The sequence below is a fragment of the Gemella sp. 27098_8_92 genome, from assembly GCF_041433685.1.
Classification (GTDB): Bacteria; Bacillota; Bacilli; order Staphylococcales; family Gemellaceae; genus Gemella.
The window spans coordinates 17,411-34,241 of sequence record NZ_JAPWBZ010000009.1; the positions used below are offsets into that span (position 1 = coordinate 17,411).

16 protein-coding genes are annotated in these 16,831 nt (G+C 31.8%); 7 read left to right on the top strand and 9 right to left on the bottom strand.

Features of this window, described 5'->3' with window-relative positions; genetic code table 11:
- Nucleotides 1-53 precede the first annotated feature (53 nt).
- Complete coding sequence (locus tag O3802_RS06775; protein WP_371458851.1) at nucleotides 54-1,253, top strand: D-alanyl-D-alanine carboxypeptidase family protein; 1,200 nt, start codon at nucleotides 54-56, stop codon at nucleotides 1,251-1,253.
- 2 nt (nucleotides 1,254-1,255) lie between these two features.
- Nucleotides 1,256-1,537: a YutD-like domain-containing protein gene (locus tag O3802_RS06780; RefSeq protein ID WP_004634092.1), complete on the top strand. Its 282-nt coding sequence runs from the start codon at nucleotides 1,256-1,258 to the stop codon at nucleotides 1,535-1,537.
- A gap of 48 nt (nucleotides 1,538-1,585) precedes the next feature.
- Here the strand turns inward: O3802_RS06780 and O3802_RS06785 are convergent, their stop codons facing one another.
- Nucleotides 1,586-2,602 carry a lactonase family protein gene (locus O3802_RS06785; RefSeq protein WP_371458852.1) on the bottom strand — a complete coding sequence of 339 codons (1,017 nt, stop codon included), beginning with the start codon at nucleotides 2,600-2,602 and terminating at the stop codon, nucleotides 1,586-1,588.
- A gap of 275 nt (nucleotides 2,603-2,877) precedes the next feature.
- On the opposite strand from O3802_RS06785, the gene guaA reads away from it, so the two are divergent.
- The 3 genes from guaA (at nucleotide 2,878) to O3802_RS06800 (ending at nucleotide 5,328) form a co-directional block, all read left to right on the top strand.
- Nucleotides 2,878-4,422 (top strand): glutamine-hydrolyzing GMP synthase, encoded by a 1,545-nt coding sequence (gene guaA, locus O3802_RS06790; RefSeq protein WP_371458853.1) that lies wholly within the window; start codon nucleotides 2,878-2,880, stop codon nucleotides 4,420-4,422.
- Nucleotides 4,413-4,538, top strand: coding sequence for a hypothetical protein (locus tag O3802_RS06795; protein ID WP_269208065.1), 126 nt, complete (start codon nucleotides 4,413-4,415; stop codon nucleotides 4,536-4,538). Before guaA ends, O3802_RS06795 begins: the two co-directional genes overlap by 10 nt.
- A 112-nt stretch (nucleotides 4,539-4,650) precedes the next feature.
- Entirely contained in the window at nucleotides 4,651-5,328 is a 678-nt protein-coding gene (locus O3802_RS06800; RefSeq protein WP_371458854.1) for a hypothetical protein, read from the top strand.
- 178 nt (nucleotides 5,329-5,506) lie between these two features.
- Here O3802_RS06800 and yidC read toward each other — a convergent pair whose 3' ends face one another.
- The 7 genes from yidC to O3802_RS06835 all read right to left on the bottom strand — a co-directional run bounded on the left by yidC (nucleotide 5,507) and on the right by O3802_RS06835 (nucleotide 14,484).
- The gene (gene yidC, locus O3802_RS06805; RefSeq protein WP_371458855.1) at nucleotides 5,507-6,388 is read right to left on the bottom strand and encodes a membrane protein insertase YidC; all 882 of its coding nucleotides are present in this window, start codon (nucleotides 6,386-6,388) and stop codon (nucleotides 5,507-5,509) included.
- Between the two features lie 685 nt (nucleotides 6,389-7,073).
- On the bottom strand, nucleotides 7,074-7,781 hold the full coding sequence (locus O3802_RS06810) for a hypothetical protein (protein ID WP_371458856.1): 708 nt from the start codon (nucleotides 7,779-7,781) through the stop codon (nucleotides 7,074-7,076).
- 164 nt (nucleotides 7,782-7,945) lie between these two features.
- On the bottom strand, nucleotides 7,946-8,866 hold the full coding sequence (locus tag O3802_RS06815) for an ABC transporter permease (RefSeq protein ID WP_281665401.1): 921 nt from the start codon (nucleotides 8,864-8,866) through the stop codon (nucleotides 7,946-7,948).
- The gene (locus tag O3802_RS06820; RefSeq protein WP_371458857.1) at nucleotides 8,867-9,925 is read right to left on the bottom strand and encodes an ABC transporter permease; all 1,059 of its coding nucleotides are present in this window, start codon (nucleotides 9,923-9,925) and stop codon (nucleotides 8,867-8,869) included. It lies immediately after the preceding gene.
- Nucleotides 9,926-9,937: 12 nt separating this feature from the next.
- Nucleotides 9,938-11,449, bottom strand: a complete 1,512-nt coding sequence (locus tag O3802_RS06825) for an ABC transporter ATP-binding protein (protein ID WP_371458887.1) — start codon at nucleotides 11,447-11,449, stop codon at nucleotides 9,938-9,940.
- 347 nt (nucleotides 11,450-11,796) lie between these two features.
- On the bottom strand, nucleotides 11,797-12,903 hold the full coding sequence (locus O3802_RS06830) for a BMP family lipoprotein (RefSeq protein ID WP_371458858.1): 1,107 nt from the start codon (nucleotides 12,901-12,903) through the stop codon (nucleotides 11,797-11,799).
- 468 nt (nucleotides 12,904-13,371) lie between these two features.
- Complete coding sequence (locus O3802_RS06835; protein WP_371458859.1) at nucleotides 13,372-14,484, bottom strand: BMP family lipoprotein; 1,113 nt, start codon at nucleotides 14,482-14,484, stop codon at nucleotides 13,372-13,374.
- Nucleotides 14,485-14,634: 150 nt separating this feature from the next.
- On the opposite strand from O3802_RS06835, the gene O3802_RS06840 reads away from it, so the two are divergent.
- Complete coding sequence (locus O3802_RS06840; protein ID WP_371458860.1) at nucleotides 14,635-15,459, top strand: purine-nucleoside phosphorylase; 825 nt, start codon at nucleotides 14,635-14,637, stop codon at nucleotides 15,457-15,459.
- Between the two features lie 12 nt (nucleotides 15,460-15,471).
- A complete protein-coding gene (locus O3802_RS06845; RefSeq protein WP_371458861.1) occupies nucleotides 15,472-15,897 on the top strand; it encodes an HIT family protein in 426 nt (141 codons plus the stop codon).
- 59 nt (nucleotides 15,898-15,956) lie between these two features.
- Here the strand turns inward: O3802_RS06845 and O3802_RS06850 are convergent, their stop codons facing one another.
- Nucleotides 15,957-16,811 (bottom strand): hypothetical protein, encoded by an 855-nt coding sequence (locus O3802_RS06850; protein ID WP_371458862.1) that lies wholly within the window; start codon nucleotides 16,809-16,811, stop codon nucleotides 15,957-15,959.
- Nucleotides 16,812-16,831 lie beyond the last annotated feature (20 nt).

Genomic DNA, 16,831 nt, shown 5'->3' on the forward strand with positions numbered 1-16,831 from the left:
AGCTCCCCTCTAGTTTTCCTAATTAAAACTTTGATTAAAAGGATTTTTTTATAATGAGACTTAAAAAAATTAGTATTTTATCTATCCTTCTAGTTTTTTTATTACCGAATCTCGCAAAAGCAGAGACGCTATTTTTAGACAACAATGCAATCTCTAACTTTAGCGATGTCAACACACATCTTGTAGTTTCGGAATTTAATACTGGAAAAATAATTTCTAAACGTGGAGAAAATAAACAAGTATCTGTGAGCAACTTACCAAATCATCTTGCCCTATTTTTACTAACTAATGATTTGAAAAATAATAAAATTTCACTTGATACAAAAATAAACATTACAAACAGCGATGCTATCTTAAATAAATACAACCTTGGTTCTTCTATTAGTGTTGACGATGCCTTATTCTTACTTGAAAACGAAGAATCTGATGCCTTATTACAAGCTATTTTTACAAAATATGATTTAACAATCGAAAAAGCAAAAGATATTTTGAGTTCAATGTCGCTTAACGACACTACATTAGCTTCATTAACTATTGACGAAAAAAATATAAGTACGGCAAAAAATATGTCGTATTTAACAAATATGATTTTGAGAAATTACCCAAAACTTACTGAGATTACTAAAAATCCAGAAGTAACACTTTCATCAGGTTCTAAAGCTACTAACAATATTTCTTTTACAGAATCAGATAAGTTTAGAGTATTAGGATTAAATCACGCCAATAAAAATAGTATCACTTTTGCTTATAGCGGAGATACAAAATTACTTATTACAATTTTAAACCAAAATGATGATAAGGCTACATACTTTGACAAACTACAAAAAACTTATGACTATTTATTTAGCAATTATAGCTATAAACTTGCATTAAAAGCTGGTAGTTATAAAATAAATAACGAAAACATTACTTTTGATAAAGATATTTATGATTTATTCTATGAAAAACATTCTATAAAAGATGTTACATACCTACTTATGAATAAAAAAATATTACTTTTCCAAAAATATGAAACAATCTCTGCTAATGCGGGTACAGTTTTTGCCGACTTTTCATCAAACGATACTTCAGGTGTATTGGCAAAAGTAAAAACAAATTTCATTAATGATATTAATTTTGACAAAAAAGACAACTTAGAAAAGACTACTATAGTTATTGATCGTACTAAGTACTTTGCTACTGGTATTTTAGCTATCTATTCTTTAGTATTTATGGCACTTTACATTATGAAGAAAGTTGTTGGAAAGGATTAATTATGGAGCAAAATAATTTAGTATTTGAAGTTGATGGGATTATCTATGAGCTTATATACAATTTTAAAGATGCCTTCCAAAAAGAATGGTTCGAAGAAAAATTAGTTGACGTATTAAAAAACAAGCCTTATATTGTCGGCGATATTTCTCATGACAAACTTCGCCTTAGTGGCTTCACACTAACAAAAGACAATAACAATCCAAAAAATATCAATAATCTAGAAGATTATATTTTAGAATATTGTAATTTTGGAGCACCCTTTTTTGTAGTTAAAAAACGATAAAAGAAAAACTATTTGGCGTTACTTACGTCAAATAGTTTTTATTATATTCTAAACAAACTTTACACAGACTGCTTCTGGCACTTCTACACCACATTGAACAACATCTAGCTCACCAGTTTCTTGATTAACTGCATATACAGTTATCGTTCCTGAGGTTTCATTAGTTGCAACAGCAAACTTATTATCTTTTGATAAGGCAAAATCCCTAGGGTCCGCGCCTTCTGTACTAATAGTCTGAATCTCTTTTAACTTATTATTCACATTTTCAAAGACAACGATAGTATCCTGCCCACGATTACTCACATAGATAAACCTATTGTCATTAGAAATTTTTATCGCACTTCCTTTATTTTCAACAGGAAAATCCTCTAATAATGTCGAATAGTATTCCGGATTCGTTAGATTTCCATCACCATCATAATCAAAAGCAATTACCTCACTTGTCAGCTCCGTCATAGCGTAAGCTTTTGTTTCATCTGAACTAAAGACTATATGACGAACCCCACTACCAGCTTTTACTTTTACATTTTGAACTTTTTCTAATCTACCCTCATTTAGCTTATATGTTGTAATCTCATCCGTACCTAAATCACATGTAAAAACATAATTACCACTTGGAGAAAATCCTGCAAAATGAACATGAGGCTTTTCTTGACGTGGGTGTACGCCATTTCCTTCATGAGTATCAGTCGATAATAATGTTTCTAAAGCTCCATCATTAATTAAATAACTATCAACCGTTCCTGTATGATAATTTGCTGATAGCAGGTACTTGTCATCATGACTTACCTCGACGTAACATGGAGGATTACCTTCTTTTGAAACTGATGTTAGTTCTTCGAGTCTTCCATCTTCCAAAACTTTAAAACTGGTAACCGAACCATTCCCTTCTTTTTTAGATACACTGTATAAATTTTTATTATTACTTGATAGTGCCAGGTACGTTGGATTTTCTACTTTCGCAACTGATGCTACTTCTAATACCGTACCTTCTTCTGATAGTTCTATTTTATATATTCCTTGGCTTTCTTTTTTAGTATATGTTCCTATATATGCTCTTACCATTTTTCTCCTCCTAGCCATCACTACATCATATTATAACACCTATTATACCATGTATCGCTATTTTGTATAATATATTAACTTTTCTCTATTACCGGCCTGCACTTTCCTAGTAAATCTCCTTGATTTTAAGTATTTTTCATAATAATTAACCTTGATTTTATCGGAAATCACAAATACTTCGTTTTTGTTCTCTATTTCCATAATTTAAGTTTTACTTCTGAGCCTGTTCTTGATATAATAAAGTATATTATTATGCAAATTTTAGGAGGACAACTGTGAAACACGAATTTATACTAGTTCTTGACTTCGGTAGTCAGTACAACCAACTTATCACACGTCGTGTACGTGAGCTTGGTGTTTATTCTGAACTACATGATAACGAGATTTCTATTGATGAAATTAAAAAAATGAACCCTAAGGGAATTATTCTTTCTGGAGGGCCTAACTCTGTTTACGAAGAAAATTCTCTAACAATTGATGATGAAATTTTCAACCTAGGTATTCCAGTGCTTGGTATTTGTTATGGAATGCAATTAATGCAACACAAACTTGGAGGTCGCGTAGAATCAGCGACTAGCCGTGAATACGGAGCACATAATATTGATGTAGTTGAAGGAGCTCACTTATTCGAAGGTACACCTACTACTCAACAAGTATTAATGAGTCACTCTGACAAAGTTGTTGAACTTGCTGATGGATTCAAAGTAGTAGCAACTAGCGATAACTGCCCTATCGCTGCTGCTGAAAACGTAGAAAAAGGATTCTACTGCTTCCAATTCCACCCAGAAGTTCGTCATTCAGAATATGGTTATGACCTGCTTAAAAACTTTATCAGAAACGTTTGTAACTGTACTGAAAACTGGACTATCCAAAACTTTATCGACGACAAAATCAAAGAAATTCGTGCAGAAGTTGGAGATCAAAAAGTTCTTTGTGCCCTATCTGGTGGTGTAGACTCTTCTGTAGTAGCAGCTCTTTTAGACAAAGCAATCGGAGACCAACTTATCTGTATGTTTATCGATCACGGTTTACTTCGTAAAGGTGAAGCCGAAGGAGTTATGTCAACTTTTAGTAAAGAAATTGATGGTGGCTTCAACATGAACCTTATTAAAGTAGATGCAAAAGAAAGATTCCTTGGAAAACTTAAAGGTGTTAGTGATCCAGAGAAAAAACGTAAAATTATCGGTAACGAGTTCGTATATGTATTTGATGAAGAATGTGCAAAACTGCATGATGTTCCATTCCTAGCGCAAGGAACTCTTTACACAGATGTTATCGAATCTGGAACTAAAAATGCACAAACTATCAAATCTCACCACAATGTTGGTGGACTACCAGAAGACATGCGTTTCTCGCTTATCGAACCTCTTAACACATTGTTCAAAGATGAAGTTCGTGCATTAGGAGAAGCTCTAGGTCTTCCTCATGAAATAGTTTGGCGTCAACCATTCCCAGGTCCAGGACTAGGTATTCGTGTTCTTGGAGAAGTAACAGAAGAAAAACTTCAAATCGTGCGCGATAGTGACTTTATCCTACGTGATGTTATCGCTAAACGTGGTTTAGAAGGAGAAATCTGGCAATACTTCACATGTCTTCCTGATATCCGTTCAGTAGGAGTTATGGGAGATGTTCGTACTTACGATTACACTGTTGCAGTTCGTGCTGTAACAAGTATCGATGGTATGACTGCAAGCTGGGCACACATCCCATTTGAAGTACTTGAAGAAATCTCAGCACGTATCGTAAACGAAGTAGCACACGTTAACCGCGTAGTCTACGACATCACAAGTAAACCACCAGCAACTATAGAATGGGAATAATTAATAAACTTGAATTTGAAATTCTACTTGAAGATAAAGTCAATCATTTTGGATTATCAGCAAAAGATGAAGCTAAAAAGAGTCTTAAATTTACGAAAATAGAAGTTAAAACTTAACACATACTCTAATCAGTAGATTAAGGTGGCATATATCTAATTTATCTAAAATTAAGATTTAAAAAATTCACATAAATAATTAAAGCTTCATAAAATTGGGAGGTATACTATATTGAACAAAAATAAAGTCTTCAATACCATCCAAGAAGACATTGGACAAATTGAAAAACAATTAAATAATAGGAATGGTTCTGGTGAATTATGGAGTAATTTAGAAACAAAATATTCCATACTTTTACCAGATATTATCAAACACATTAAAGTAGGCGGCAAAATAGGCACTATTGGCCTAGAATTTGATTTTAGGCCTGAATTAAAAAAGTTAAAAACCGCTTTATTAACCTGGATTTCAATAAATGAAGATGAATTAGAGATGGATGGCACCTATATTCATAATAAGGCAAAAGACTCTATTCATAATATTCCTAGGGCTACTGAAAAAGAGCTACACAATTTAATTATTGAATCTAAAATATATATCAGTAAAGAAGATTATAATCAAAAGAAGATTGGCCTTGAGAAGATATGGGATGCTTTTGAACGACTAAAAACTATTAAGGGCATTGATAAAAAAGTTTCTATTAATACCATTATTGCTCATATTACAAATGGTGATAAAGAAATTTCTCAAATGCTCGATAACGAATTTAGAGAGTTAACAAAAATTGGCAATTCCTATTCAATAAGACACTCAGAAATTACTCAGAAAAAATTACCTAACAGTCAATTCATAGAATACTTATATTTTAGAATGTTATCTTTAATATCATGTATACTAAATTTAATATAAGTTAACTTTACTCTATACCAAATATTTCTATAAAATGTGGCTCTGGGCATGAGAAAATAACGATATAAAATGCTAAGCAGTTTTAAGCTGCTTGGCATTTTTACTGGCTGTATAATAAATCCGGGGCATGGGAAAAACCATGCTCCGGATTTATTATACAGCCTTATTTTATAAGTTCTTACCTTTTAACTAATTTATTTTTAGTTACTTTTTTACTTTTTATAGTAGTTAGCTTTGGGATATATGGTGGATATAATTTACGCCCAAGGGATATTTGAAAAATAACTAAAATTCCACTAACTATAAAGTAAATCCCTATTGCTGCTATACTCGTATAGGTAATAAAAGTTAACATTATCGGTGTTATCCACACCATATTTTTCGACATATTCTGCATACGCTCTGCTTCGGGATTAGTTTGCGCCATAGGATTGGCTTGCATCATACTTTGAGAAATTTTTCCAACTATCATATAAACAATAAAAACAAGTATTAAAATAATATAGGATTTTTCTCCAAGAGAAATAGATAAAAAACTTGAATTTAAGATATCTTTTGAATATATTGGATTTTGTAAAGTAAAATATAATCCTGTAACAAATGGTGCTTGAATTAAAATAGGTATTAAATTCCCGAAAATTGCTGGAGAACAATCATACTTCTTATAGATTTTGAAAATCTCTCTCTGTAGTTCTGCTTGTTCCATTCTTATTTTCATTCGCTCATCATTACTAAACACCCTTTTTTCACTTTCTCTAAGCTGTTTTATCTTTTCTTGAACAATATCCAACTCGGGTTTTGCACGTTCCATATTCATAGATGATATACGTTGCTTCTTATAATTTCTAAGCATAAAAGGTAGGATAATCCCCTTTACAATAAGAGTAATAATAATAATTGAAATCCCCCAAACTCCAATATAATTATTTATATATGCTAAAAATACATCCATATTTTTAGTGAAAGTATTATAAAAAAAACCATCACTGTCCTGAGCAGAACATCCAAATAGCATTGTAGTTAAAGTTAATATATATGCATATAAAAGATACTTCTTCATAATTTTAATCTCCGTATATTTATGTGTCCTATATTATAATATCATATTTTTAATAAAAAAACAAAAAAACATAAAGAATTTAACATAATTTATTGGCTTAAAAAAGTAAAAGGCAAGAGTATCTTTTCATAACCTTAAAAATCTCCCTTGCTAATCCTTTACTTTTTTTATTTTTCACTATTTTTCTTTTATGCAAAAGCATACAGAAAGAATAGCTTTGTATTATTTTCGTTTTCGTATTATACTTACATCGTTACTTTTTCACTAATCTCGTAACAGGGGGAGGTGGGTTTATGTTTAATTTGTTTGATTTTACACTTTCTATAACAGCAAGTATAACTGCTTACTATATTTGCAAATGGCTAGATAGAATTTTTAGAAAGTAACTAGCCTTGAAATAAAAAAAGACAGGATTCACGGTCCTGTCTTTCTGTCTATGCTTAATCTGTTTGATTTACTTATATATTAATTTTAAACTAATATTTTCTTTTTGTCAATTCTACTATAAAGATTATAAAAAATAATTCTACGTATTAATTTTTCATTAGTAAACACTCATTAAATCACTGATATAATTAATTTATAGCAATACTTGATTCCCATAAATACAACTATTTTGCAACCAACAAAAAATAAAGGATAACTATTTCTAGTTATCCTTTATTATATATTCAAATCTCTAATCCTAATTATACTTTACACTTTCAACGTAGTATTTAGATTTTTGGTTTCCACCTGAATAATCCTTGTTGTTAAGTTTTAGAGTTATAGTTGAAATATTTGTCTTTGTCATCGCATCAAGAACATTTATTTTTATACTATCCCCTTCTACTTTCCACTTATCTTTTGCTTCAACTTCTTGTGGATATTTATTTGTTAAAGGCATTCCTACAAAGACAATTTTATCATCACCTTTGTAGTAGTGAATTTCATTTTTTGTTGGATGCAATGGCGATTTTGCTGCTTCAACTTCATACTCATTAAAGTTTGGTCCTTTTAATAAACCTAACGCCTCTTTCATCGTGTAAGTTTTATCTGAATATTCATTGATAACATCTAGATAATCTTCTTTCGAAATAGTGAACAGTTCATCTCCATTAGGTGATTTTGATTTTTTCACTTTATCTTGTGTAATCCAAGCTAATAAATTCGTTTGTGCTTTTAGTCTTGATAAATCATTTCCTGAAATCGCCACTTTATTTATTAGCTTTTCTGCTTCTTTTAAGTCGTGAGCAGCTTTTTGTTTATCTTGTTCTGATTTTTTATCTTCTTTTGAAGCATTATTTTGTTCTGATTTATTCTTATCTTCTTTTTCTTTATTGGCTTCATTTACCGCACAACCTGTTAGAACTAACGCTCCTGCTGCAAGAACCATAAGTAATTTCTTATTCATATCTAAATTCTCCTTTATCAATAAAGTAAGATATTTTATTGATTATTCTTTTTTCTTTGACATTATTATACCACATTTTCTCCAAATTAAAAAATAACACTCAGAATAATTAACTTTCTGAGTGTTATTGTATATATTTTGATTAAATTACTTTTAATTCAACCTTATCTCATACCTTTATCGTAAGGAACTCCAAGCGCTTCTGGTGTAGAAGTTTTCTTAGAGAAGACGATAAGTGCGATAATTGTCGCTACGAATGGGAACATGTTCCAGAATGATACTGGAATTGGAAGATCTGGTGCTAGAATAGATACTTTTTCTGCAAATACTTTTGTTCCTCCGAAGAACAACGCTGCTAGTGTGATTGTAATTGGGTTGTATTTACCAAAGATTAAAGCTGCTAACGCTAAGTAACCAAAACCGTATACTGTAATTGCTGCGTTGAACCCTTGGCTGAATGTAGTTGCAATGATTGCTCCAGCAAGCCCTGCTAGACATCCAGAAATAAATACCCCAATGTAACGATATTTAAATACGTTTAGCCCTAATGAGTCACTGGCTTGAGGATTTTCCCCAACAGAACGAAGTCTAAGTCCAAATGGACGTTTGTAAATAATGTAGTAAGTAAGTGCTACTAATACTATTGCTATAATAATCGTTGGATATACTGTAAATTTACCAAAAACTGTATATCTAGGGAATCCACTTGCTAATAGTAATTCATAAGTTCCATTGAAATGGTTAACTAAGAATAATGCTATAGCTGGTGTAATTAAGTTAATCGCTGTCCCTGAGATAACTTGGTCAGCTTTTAAGTTAATACTGATAAATGCGTGGATAAGTGAAAGTAGTCCTCCACATATTGTCGCAGCTAATAAACATACGACTAATTGAAGCATAGTTGGCGCACCTTCGAAGGCTGTTAAAGCTATGAAAGAAGCAACAAATGAACCAAAAATTACAAAACCGTCAAGTGCAATGTTAACAACCCCACTCTTTTCAGAATAGAAACCACCGATGGCTGCTATTAGAATAGGTACTGTATATTGTAACATTGAGTCTAATAGTGATAATACTGTATCCATTTATTTATCTCCTTTCTTTTTACTAACTAGTTTATCTAGTAATTTGCTATCGAAAATAGCTTTCGCTGCAACGAATAATACGATTAATCCGATTAAGATATTTGCGATATCTTTTGGAATACCGATAAACGCTAATTGTGGAGTAAGAACTCCTAGGAATCCGAATAATAATGCTCCTAAGAATGAACCTAGTGCTGTATTTGCTCCGATAAGTGCAACCGCGATACCCATGTATCCAAACCCTTGGAATGTAGAACCTGCAACTACTTGACCAACAGGTCCCATATTATAAAGAGCTCCACCAAGACCAGCAAAGGCTCCTGAAATAGCCATTGAAAGAACAGTGTTTCTATTAACTTTCATACCAACAAATCTAGATGCTGATGGGTTAAACCCTACTGAACGAAGCTCATAACCGAATACTGTTTTTTCCATAACGATATAGAATGTAATAACCGCAAAAATAGCTAAGAATAAATCCGTTCCTAAACGGTGGTTATTGAAAATACCTTCTATCAAATCATTTTTTAAATATCCTGAACCGTCACTTGCTACAAGTGGTTGAGAAATAATATCATTAGTTCCTCGAATAAATTTTGGCACCGCGAATTGAACAAAGTATAAAGCTGTATAGTTTAACATAATTGTTACAACTACTTCACTAATATTAAATCTAGCTTTTAAATACCCTGCAATAGCTGCCCAAAGCCCACCAACAATAATACCTGCTAAGATACTTGCGATTAGGACTACATAAAAGTTCATACCTTGTATTTTGATGGCAACAATACCTGCAAAAAGTCCACCCATAATAAATTGTCCTTCTGCTCCGATATTAAATAATCCTGTTCTAAATGCAAAGGCAACTGACAATCCTGTACAAATTAATGGAATTGTCGATACAAAAATTTCAGCTATACTGTTAGGGTCGGTGAAAATATCACCCATAACTCCTAATACATCTCCTGGTGCTGCTCCTATCGCTGAAATAAGAATTGCTCCAATTATAAATGAAGCTAATATTGGTAGCACCGCATTAGTTAAAACTTTCTTTAACATAGGTTCTCCTCTCTACTTCTTAACCCCTGCCATAAGCAGACCAAGTTGTTCTTTTGTTACATTCTCATCATTATCTACAACATCGATAATATTACCATTATGAATAACTGCTATTCTATCTGATAAAGTTAAAATTTCATCTAAGTCAAATGAAATTAATAGAACACTATTACCTTTATCACGGTAATCAATTAACATTTTGTGAATGCCGTTAATAGCCCCTACGTCAAGACCACGAGTTGGTTGAGTAGTCACTAATAGTTTAGGATCAAGTTCTAGTGCACGCCCGATAATAAGTTTTTGTTGGTTACCACCACTCATGCTTCGTGCAGAAATCTTCTCATCACCAGCTTTACGAACATCATACTTTTCACAAATTTCTTTTGCAAATTTAGAAATTACAGGCTTTTTAAGGAATCCATTTTTAGAAAACTTCTCTGTGTAGTAATTTTCTAATACTGAGTTTTCTTCAACGCTAAAATCTAATACTAAACCATCTTTATGTCTATCTTCTGCAATGATTTCTAGACCTAATTCTTTACGTTTCGCAGTAGAAATTCCATGTAAATTTTTTCCATCAAAGATAATTTTACCTTTTGTTTCTTTAAGTAAAGCATTCAGTACTTCAACAAATTGTTGTTGTCCATTACCATCTACCCCGGCGATACCTAAGATTTCTCTTTCGTGTACGTCAAGATTGAAGTCATGTAAGATATTTTGTTTTTCTTGAGTATCTGCATAAATACCTGATACTTCTAGTATTTTTTTCTTCCCTTCACGAGAACGTTCATACTTGATTATTTCTAAGTCTTTACCAATCATAAGACTTGCTAATTTTTCTTTAGTTGTTTCTGCAACTTCTACTGTTCCAAAATATTCACCACGACGAATAATACTACAACGATCAGCTACTGCCATAATCTCATTAAGTTTATGCGTGATTAATAGGATAGTTTTTCCTTCTGCTTGAAGATTTTTAAGAATCGCTAAAAATTCTTCAATCTCCGCTGGTGTTAATACCGCCGTTGGTTCGTCGAAAATTAAAATGTTAGCATCTCTATATAACATTTTTAAAATTTCAACCCTTTGTTGCATCCCTACACTTACATCTCCAACAAGGGCTTTAGGATTAACTTCTAAACCATATTTTCTAGATAACTCTGAAATTTTATTTGCAGCAGATTCTAAATCAATTTTTCCACCTTTTACTTCTTCCATTCCTAAAATAATATTTTCAGCAACAGTAAAGTTTTTAATAAGTTTGAAATGTTGGTGTACCATCCCAATTCCAAGTTTATTCGCATGTTTAGGGTCTTTAATATCAACTTCTTTCCCATCTAATTTAATCACACCTGCTTCTTGATGGTACATCCCAAAAAGAACTGACATTAATGTAGATTTTCCGGCACCATTTTCTCCAAGCAAAGCATGAATTTCATTATTCTTAACCTGAATAGTAATGTCTTTATTTGCGTAGAAGTCACCAAACTTTTTAGTTATGTTTAGCATTTCTATAGCGTACATATCTTTACCTCTCTTTTTTGTTAATTTCACTTATATATTATACTAGATTTTTACGTTCTAGTATAGCGTTTTATGTTAATTTTTCATTTGAATTTTAATACTATTTAACTATATTTCTTATAGATAAATATTAATTACATCTTTCTTATTTATCATGCTTAGTTTAATATCATTATCTCTTTTTTTATATTAATTTAAAACAAATTTTTTTATACTTACCTTACGTTTAAATAATAATCTACGAAACTATTTTATTTCTGAATGTATCTTTTGAAAATATACTTACCTATATTTTAGAAAAAAGACCTAGTAAAACTAGGCCTTTTTCTATGACTAAACTATTAGTCTTATAGTTCTCCGTCAATATTAGCTTTATCTGTTATTTTAGCAGCTTCTGATGCTACTGTTACTTTACCTTCTTTAAGATCTTTAACAGCTGCATCGATTTTAGCTTTAATTGCATCGCTTAAGTTTGGATTTTGTGCTGGAAGTCCTACACCGTCTTCTTTGATTGTGAATGTCTTAGTAGTTCCACCTTCAAATTTACCAGCTTTGATTGAATCTAAGATGTTTTTAACTGCTACGTCAATACGTTTAACAGCTGAAGTTAAGATTACAGATTTCTCTACATCTTTTCCATCTTTATCTTTAGCTTTGAATACACCTTCTGCATATTGGTCTTTGTCTACACCAACGATCCAGTGTTTAACTTCTCCGCTTTCTTTTAGATCTTTAGTAGCTCTTTCTTGAGCTTCTTTGATTGATCCACTTCCAGTTCCACCAGCTGCAACGAAGATAACGTCTGCTCCAGCGTCAAACATTGTAGCTGCTAAAGTTTTACCTTTGTTAGTATCATTGAATGAACCACTGTAGTTATAAACGATTTTAATATCTTTTTTAGCTGCTTTAGCACCTTGTACAAATCCTAAACCGAATTTGATTACCGCTGGGATTTTAGCTCCACCGATGAATCCAACTTTTCCAGTTTTTGATTGAAGAGCTGCTGCGTATCCTGCTAGGTATCCTGCTTCTTGTTCAGCGAATAATACTGATTCTACGTTTTTATTAGGTACTGATCCATCGATAAAGATAAATTTCTTATCTTGGAATGAATCTGCAATTTTTGGTAATTCTTTTTCAAAGTAGAATCCAGCAAGAGAGATAACGTCTGCTGCTTTTGAAGCGTTTTGTAAGTTAGCTGCAATATCACTTTGGTTTTTAGTTTCAATTGGGTTTAGTGCTTTACCACCATTTTTTTGAACCCATTCTTGAACAGCTTCTACGTTACTTTGGTTAAAACTTTTATCTTTTGCTCCACCTTCGTCAGTTACAACTCCGATTTTCAAGTCAGATTTGCTGTCTGAACTAGATTTGTTAGATGATTTAGAAGAACATCCAACGAAAATTAATGCTGCTGATAAAACAACTGCTATTAACGAAAATACCTTTTTCATAAATAAAAAGTCTCCTTTGTTATTATATATTTTATATTTAAATAATACCACATTATCTTTTAAATATCAACATTTTATTTGTTTTTCAAATATATTTTTTTAGAAAGTTCGTGTTTAGAGGAGGAAGTGCCTTTTTTCTACTTTTTTATAATTTATTGTTCTTATTACCCTATAGATAACAAAATTTCTTACATCTCTTTAAAGCATTTTCATAACTTTAAAATTTGCATTCTTAATCTGTTCTTTTCTTTATATTTTTTTATTAAAATAAAGGCCGAACATTCCTTCATATTTCATTGCTAAGTTAAAACGAGCTCAACGTAACAATGACCATAAAACCGGCGTTTTCATCATATTATTTTTTATTATTTTTTTGAATAATTTTATAGTTCGGTTATTAGATATAACTATAAATTATAAAAAATACGGAATCAAACTATACCTTTGACTCCGTATTTTATGAAAATATTAAAGCTCACCTTCAATGTTAGTTACTGAACCTTTTGCTTTTAATTCGTCTCCAGTGGCTACAACTTCTACTTTTCCTGATTTCAACTCTTCGATTGCTTTAGTTAATTTTCCTTTTATATCATCATTTAAATTTGGATTTTCTTTTGGAATACCTACTCCATTTTCTTTAATACCAAATATATGTTTACCGTTTTGGAATTTATCAGCTTTAATCTCATTTAAAATTTTAGTAACTGCTACTTCAATATTTTTTACAGCTGATGTTAAAACAACAGATTTTTGAACTTCTTTTCCGTCTTTGTCTTTACCTTTGAAAATACCTTCTTCGTATTGGTCTTTATCTACACCAACAACCCAGTGATTAACTTCTCCACCTTTAGACATGTCAAGAACCCCACGTTCTTTTGCTTCTGATATTACTCCATTACCTGTGTTACCAGCTGCAACAAAGATAACATCTGCTCCAGAATCATACATAGTTGCCGCTAATGTTTTACCTTTATTTGTATCTGAGAATGTTCCACTGTAGTTGTACATAATTTTAATATCACTTTTTGCCGCTTTAGCACCTTGAACAAATCCAATACCAAATCTTTCTACTGGTGGGATTTTTGTTCCACCGATAAATCCTACTTTACCAGTTTTAGATTTTAATGCTGCTGCATATCCTGCTAGGTATCCCGCTTCTTGTTCTTTAAATATCAACGATGCAATATTTGGCGCTTCTACAAAAGTATCGATATATAAGAATTTTTTATCTTTGTATTGTGCAGAGATTTTTGTAAGTTCTTTTTCAAACTCATATCCTGCAACTGAAATTATATCAGAAACTTTTGCTGCGTTTTGAACATTAGATGATAAATCCGATTGTGTTTTAGTTTCGATAACAACAGGATCTTTCGCTCCATTTTCTTTAATCCATGCTTGAATCGCTTCTACATTGGCTTGGTTAAAGCTTTTATCTTTTGCTCCACCTTCACCAGTAACAATTCCTATTTTATAGCCTTTTGAATTATCCGTCTTATTGTCATTCTTGCTCTTTGATGAACATCCTACAACCACAAGTGATAATGTTATTAAAATTGTTAATAGAGTACGTATTTTTTTCATAATTTACCTCCTAAATTTATCTCTATTGAAACTACAATATCACATTTGGCAATCGATTTCAATAGTTTGTAACAATTTTTCAAAATATTACATTTTTTCTACTATATGTGATATAATTATTGGATAAAGCATTTTCAGGAGGAATTTTTTATGACGTATTACAATAATATTGTTGAAACCGCAAATTATATTAAAAAATATTTTAACGAACCTGTAGATTATGCGGTAGTTTTAGGTAGCGGTATTACCCTTGAATTAGAAAATCAACAAGAATTAGGTTATGAGGCTATCCCTCTTTTCCCAGGAAATAAACGCGCTAACCATGTAAAAGGGCACGCAAATAAACTTACTTTCGGGAAAATCTCTGGAAAGAACGTCCTTGTTTTAAATGGTAGACTCCACTACTATGAAGGATATAGTATGAAAGATGTTGCTTTTATGACTTATGTAATTAAATTTTTAGGGGCTAAAGGATTATTTATAACTAATGCTTGCGGTGCTATTAATACCGATTTTAGTGAAGGAGATATTATCTGTCTTGATGATTTTATCTCTCTTGTTAGCGACAACCCACTTAGAGGAGAAAATGACCCACGTCTTGGAGAAAGATTCGTTGATATGACTACTCCTTTCGATCCGTATTTAGTAGAAAACCTTAATAATTCTGCAAAAAAACTAAATATCAAATTATCTAAGGGTACTTATGGTTTCTTCCAAGGTCCATACTTTGAAACACGTGCTGAAATACAAGCATTCAAAACTATGGGATGCGACCTTGTAGGTATGTCTACTGTTCCAGAAGTTATCGCAGCTAATCATGCTGGACTTCCAGTAGCAGTTCTTGCTTGTATCACAAATATGGCAACGGGAATTCAAGAAAGAAAACACGACCATGAACATGTACTTAAAACTGCACACCAAATTAGTATAAACCTTAAACAACTGTTAATCGAAACACTAGAAAACTTAAAATAAGGAGTATCATATATGGAAAAAACTATTTTTGAAAAAATTATTGATGGCGAAATTCCTAGCTATAAAATTTACGAAGATGAGTATGTCTATAGCTTTTTAGACGTATTCCCAATTACAAAAGGACACACATTAGTTATTCCTAAAAAACATAGCCGTAACATTTTGGATTGTGATCCTGAAACAGCCGCAAATATCGGACGCATTCTTCCTAAAATCGCAAATGCGGTAAAAGAAGCTTACAATTGTGATGGTATTAATATTTTCCAAAATAACGAAGAATATGCTGGACAAAGTGTTTTCCACCTTCATTTCCACATAGTTCCACGTTACAAAGACAAAGCTACTAACTTTGATAATTTAGAGATTACATGGCCTCCTCAAAAATTAGAACCTACTGATTTTGAGAAAATTCAAGAAAGTATAGTTAAGAATCTATAAAATAAAAAGGAGAATTTTTAAAAATTCTCCTTTTTATTTTTCTGTTACTTATTACTTATTTATTTTTTCCCATCTTTTGAAGAAAATAGTGCCACAATTGAATCTAAAGTAGTTTTAGCTTTTCCTTTTTCCTCTTGAGCCTCTTCTTGCTCTTCGTGTTGATTTTCTTCTACTTCTTCATAATCTTCTAGTTCTTGTGCTTGAGCCTCTAATTCCGCTTCTAATGCCTCTAATTCTTCATAAGTCAATTTTTCTAGGTCTAATTCATCTTCAGCTGCAGCAACTATATCTTGAATCTCCATTTGCTTATCTCTTGCAAACTCCGCTACATCTTCTGCTTTCTCTTCTACTGAATCTTGGATATCTTCAGCTTTATCTACAACCTCTTCTTTAATTTCATCAGCTGCGTCTTGTGTTTCTTCAACTGCTGATTTAACTTCTTCTTTTACCTCTTCCACAACTGGTTCTACTTCTTCAGTTATTTCTTCTGCAACTTCTTGAGATTTTTCTACTTTTTCTTCTACTACATCTTGGATATTTTCAACTACAGGCGTTACTTCCTCTTGAATTTCCTCCACAAGCGGCTTCGCTACTTCTTCTACTTTTTCTTCGATTACCTCTGAAGCTTCTTCTAAAAGATTATCTGCGGCTGCTCCTAACTCGACAAAATTATCTTGTTCTTCTTCATAAGCAGCTTTTACTTCTTCTAACTTTTCACGCGCAACATCACTTTCTTCTTGCACCACTGCGCTACCTACTGCTTCATTTACAAGTTCATTTAATTTATTTAAACATTCTTTTGTATTTTTCTTAAGTAATTCTTTGTGTTTTTCTAATTCTTTTGGATTTTTATAATAGTACGCTCCTACTGCACTAACCGCACCTAATAATACTCCTTTGAAAATTTTACCCATTTTCCTGTCCTCCTAGTTTC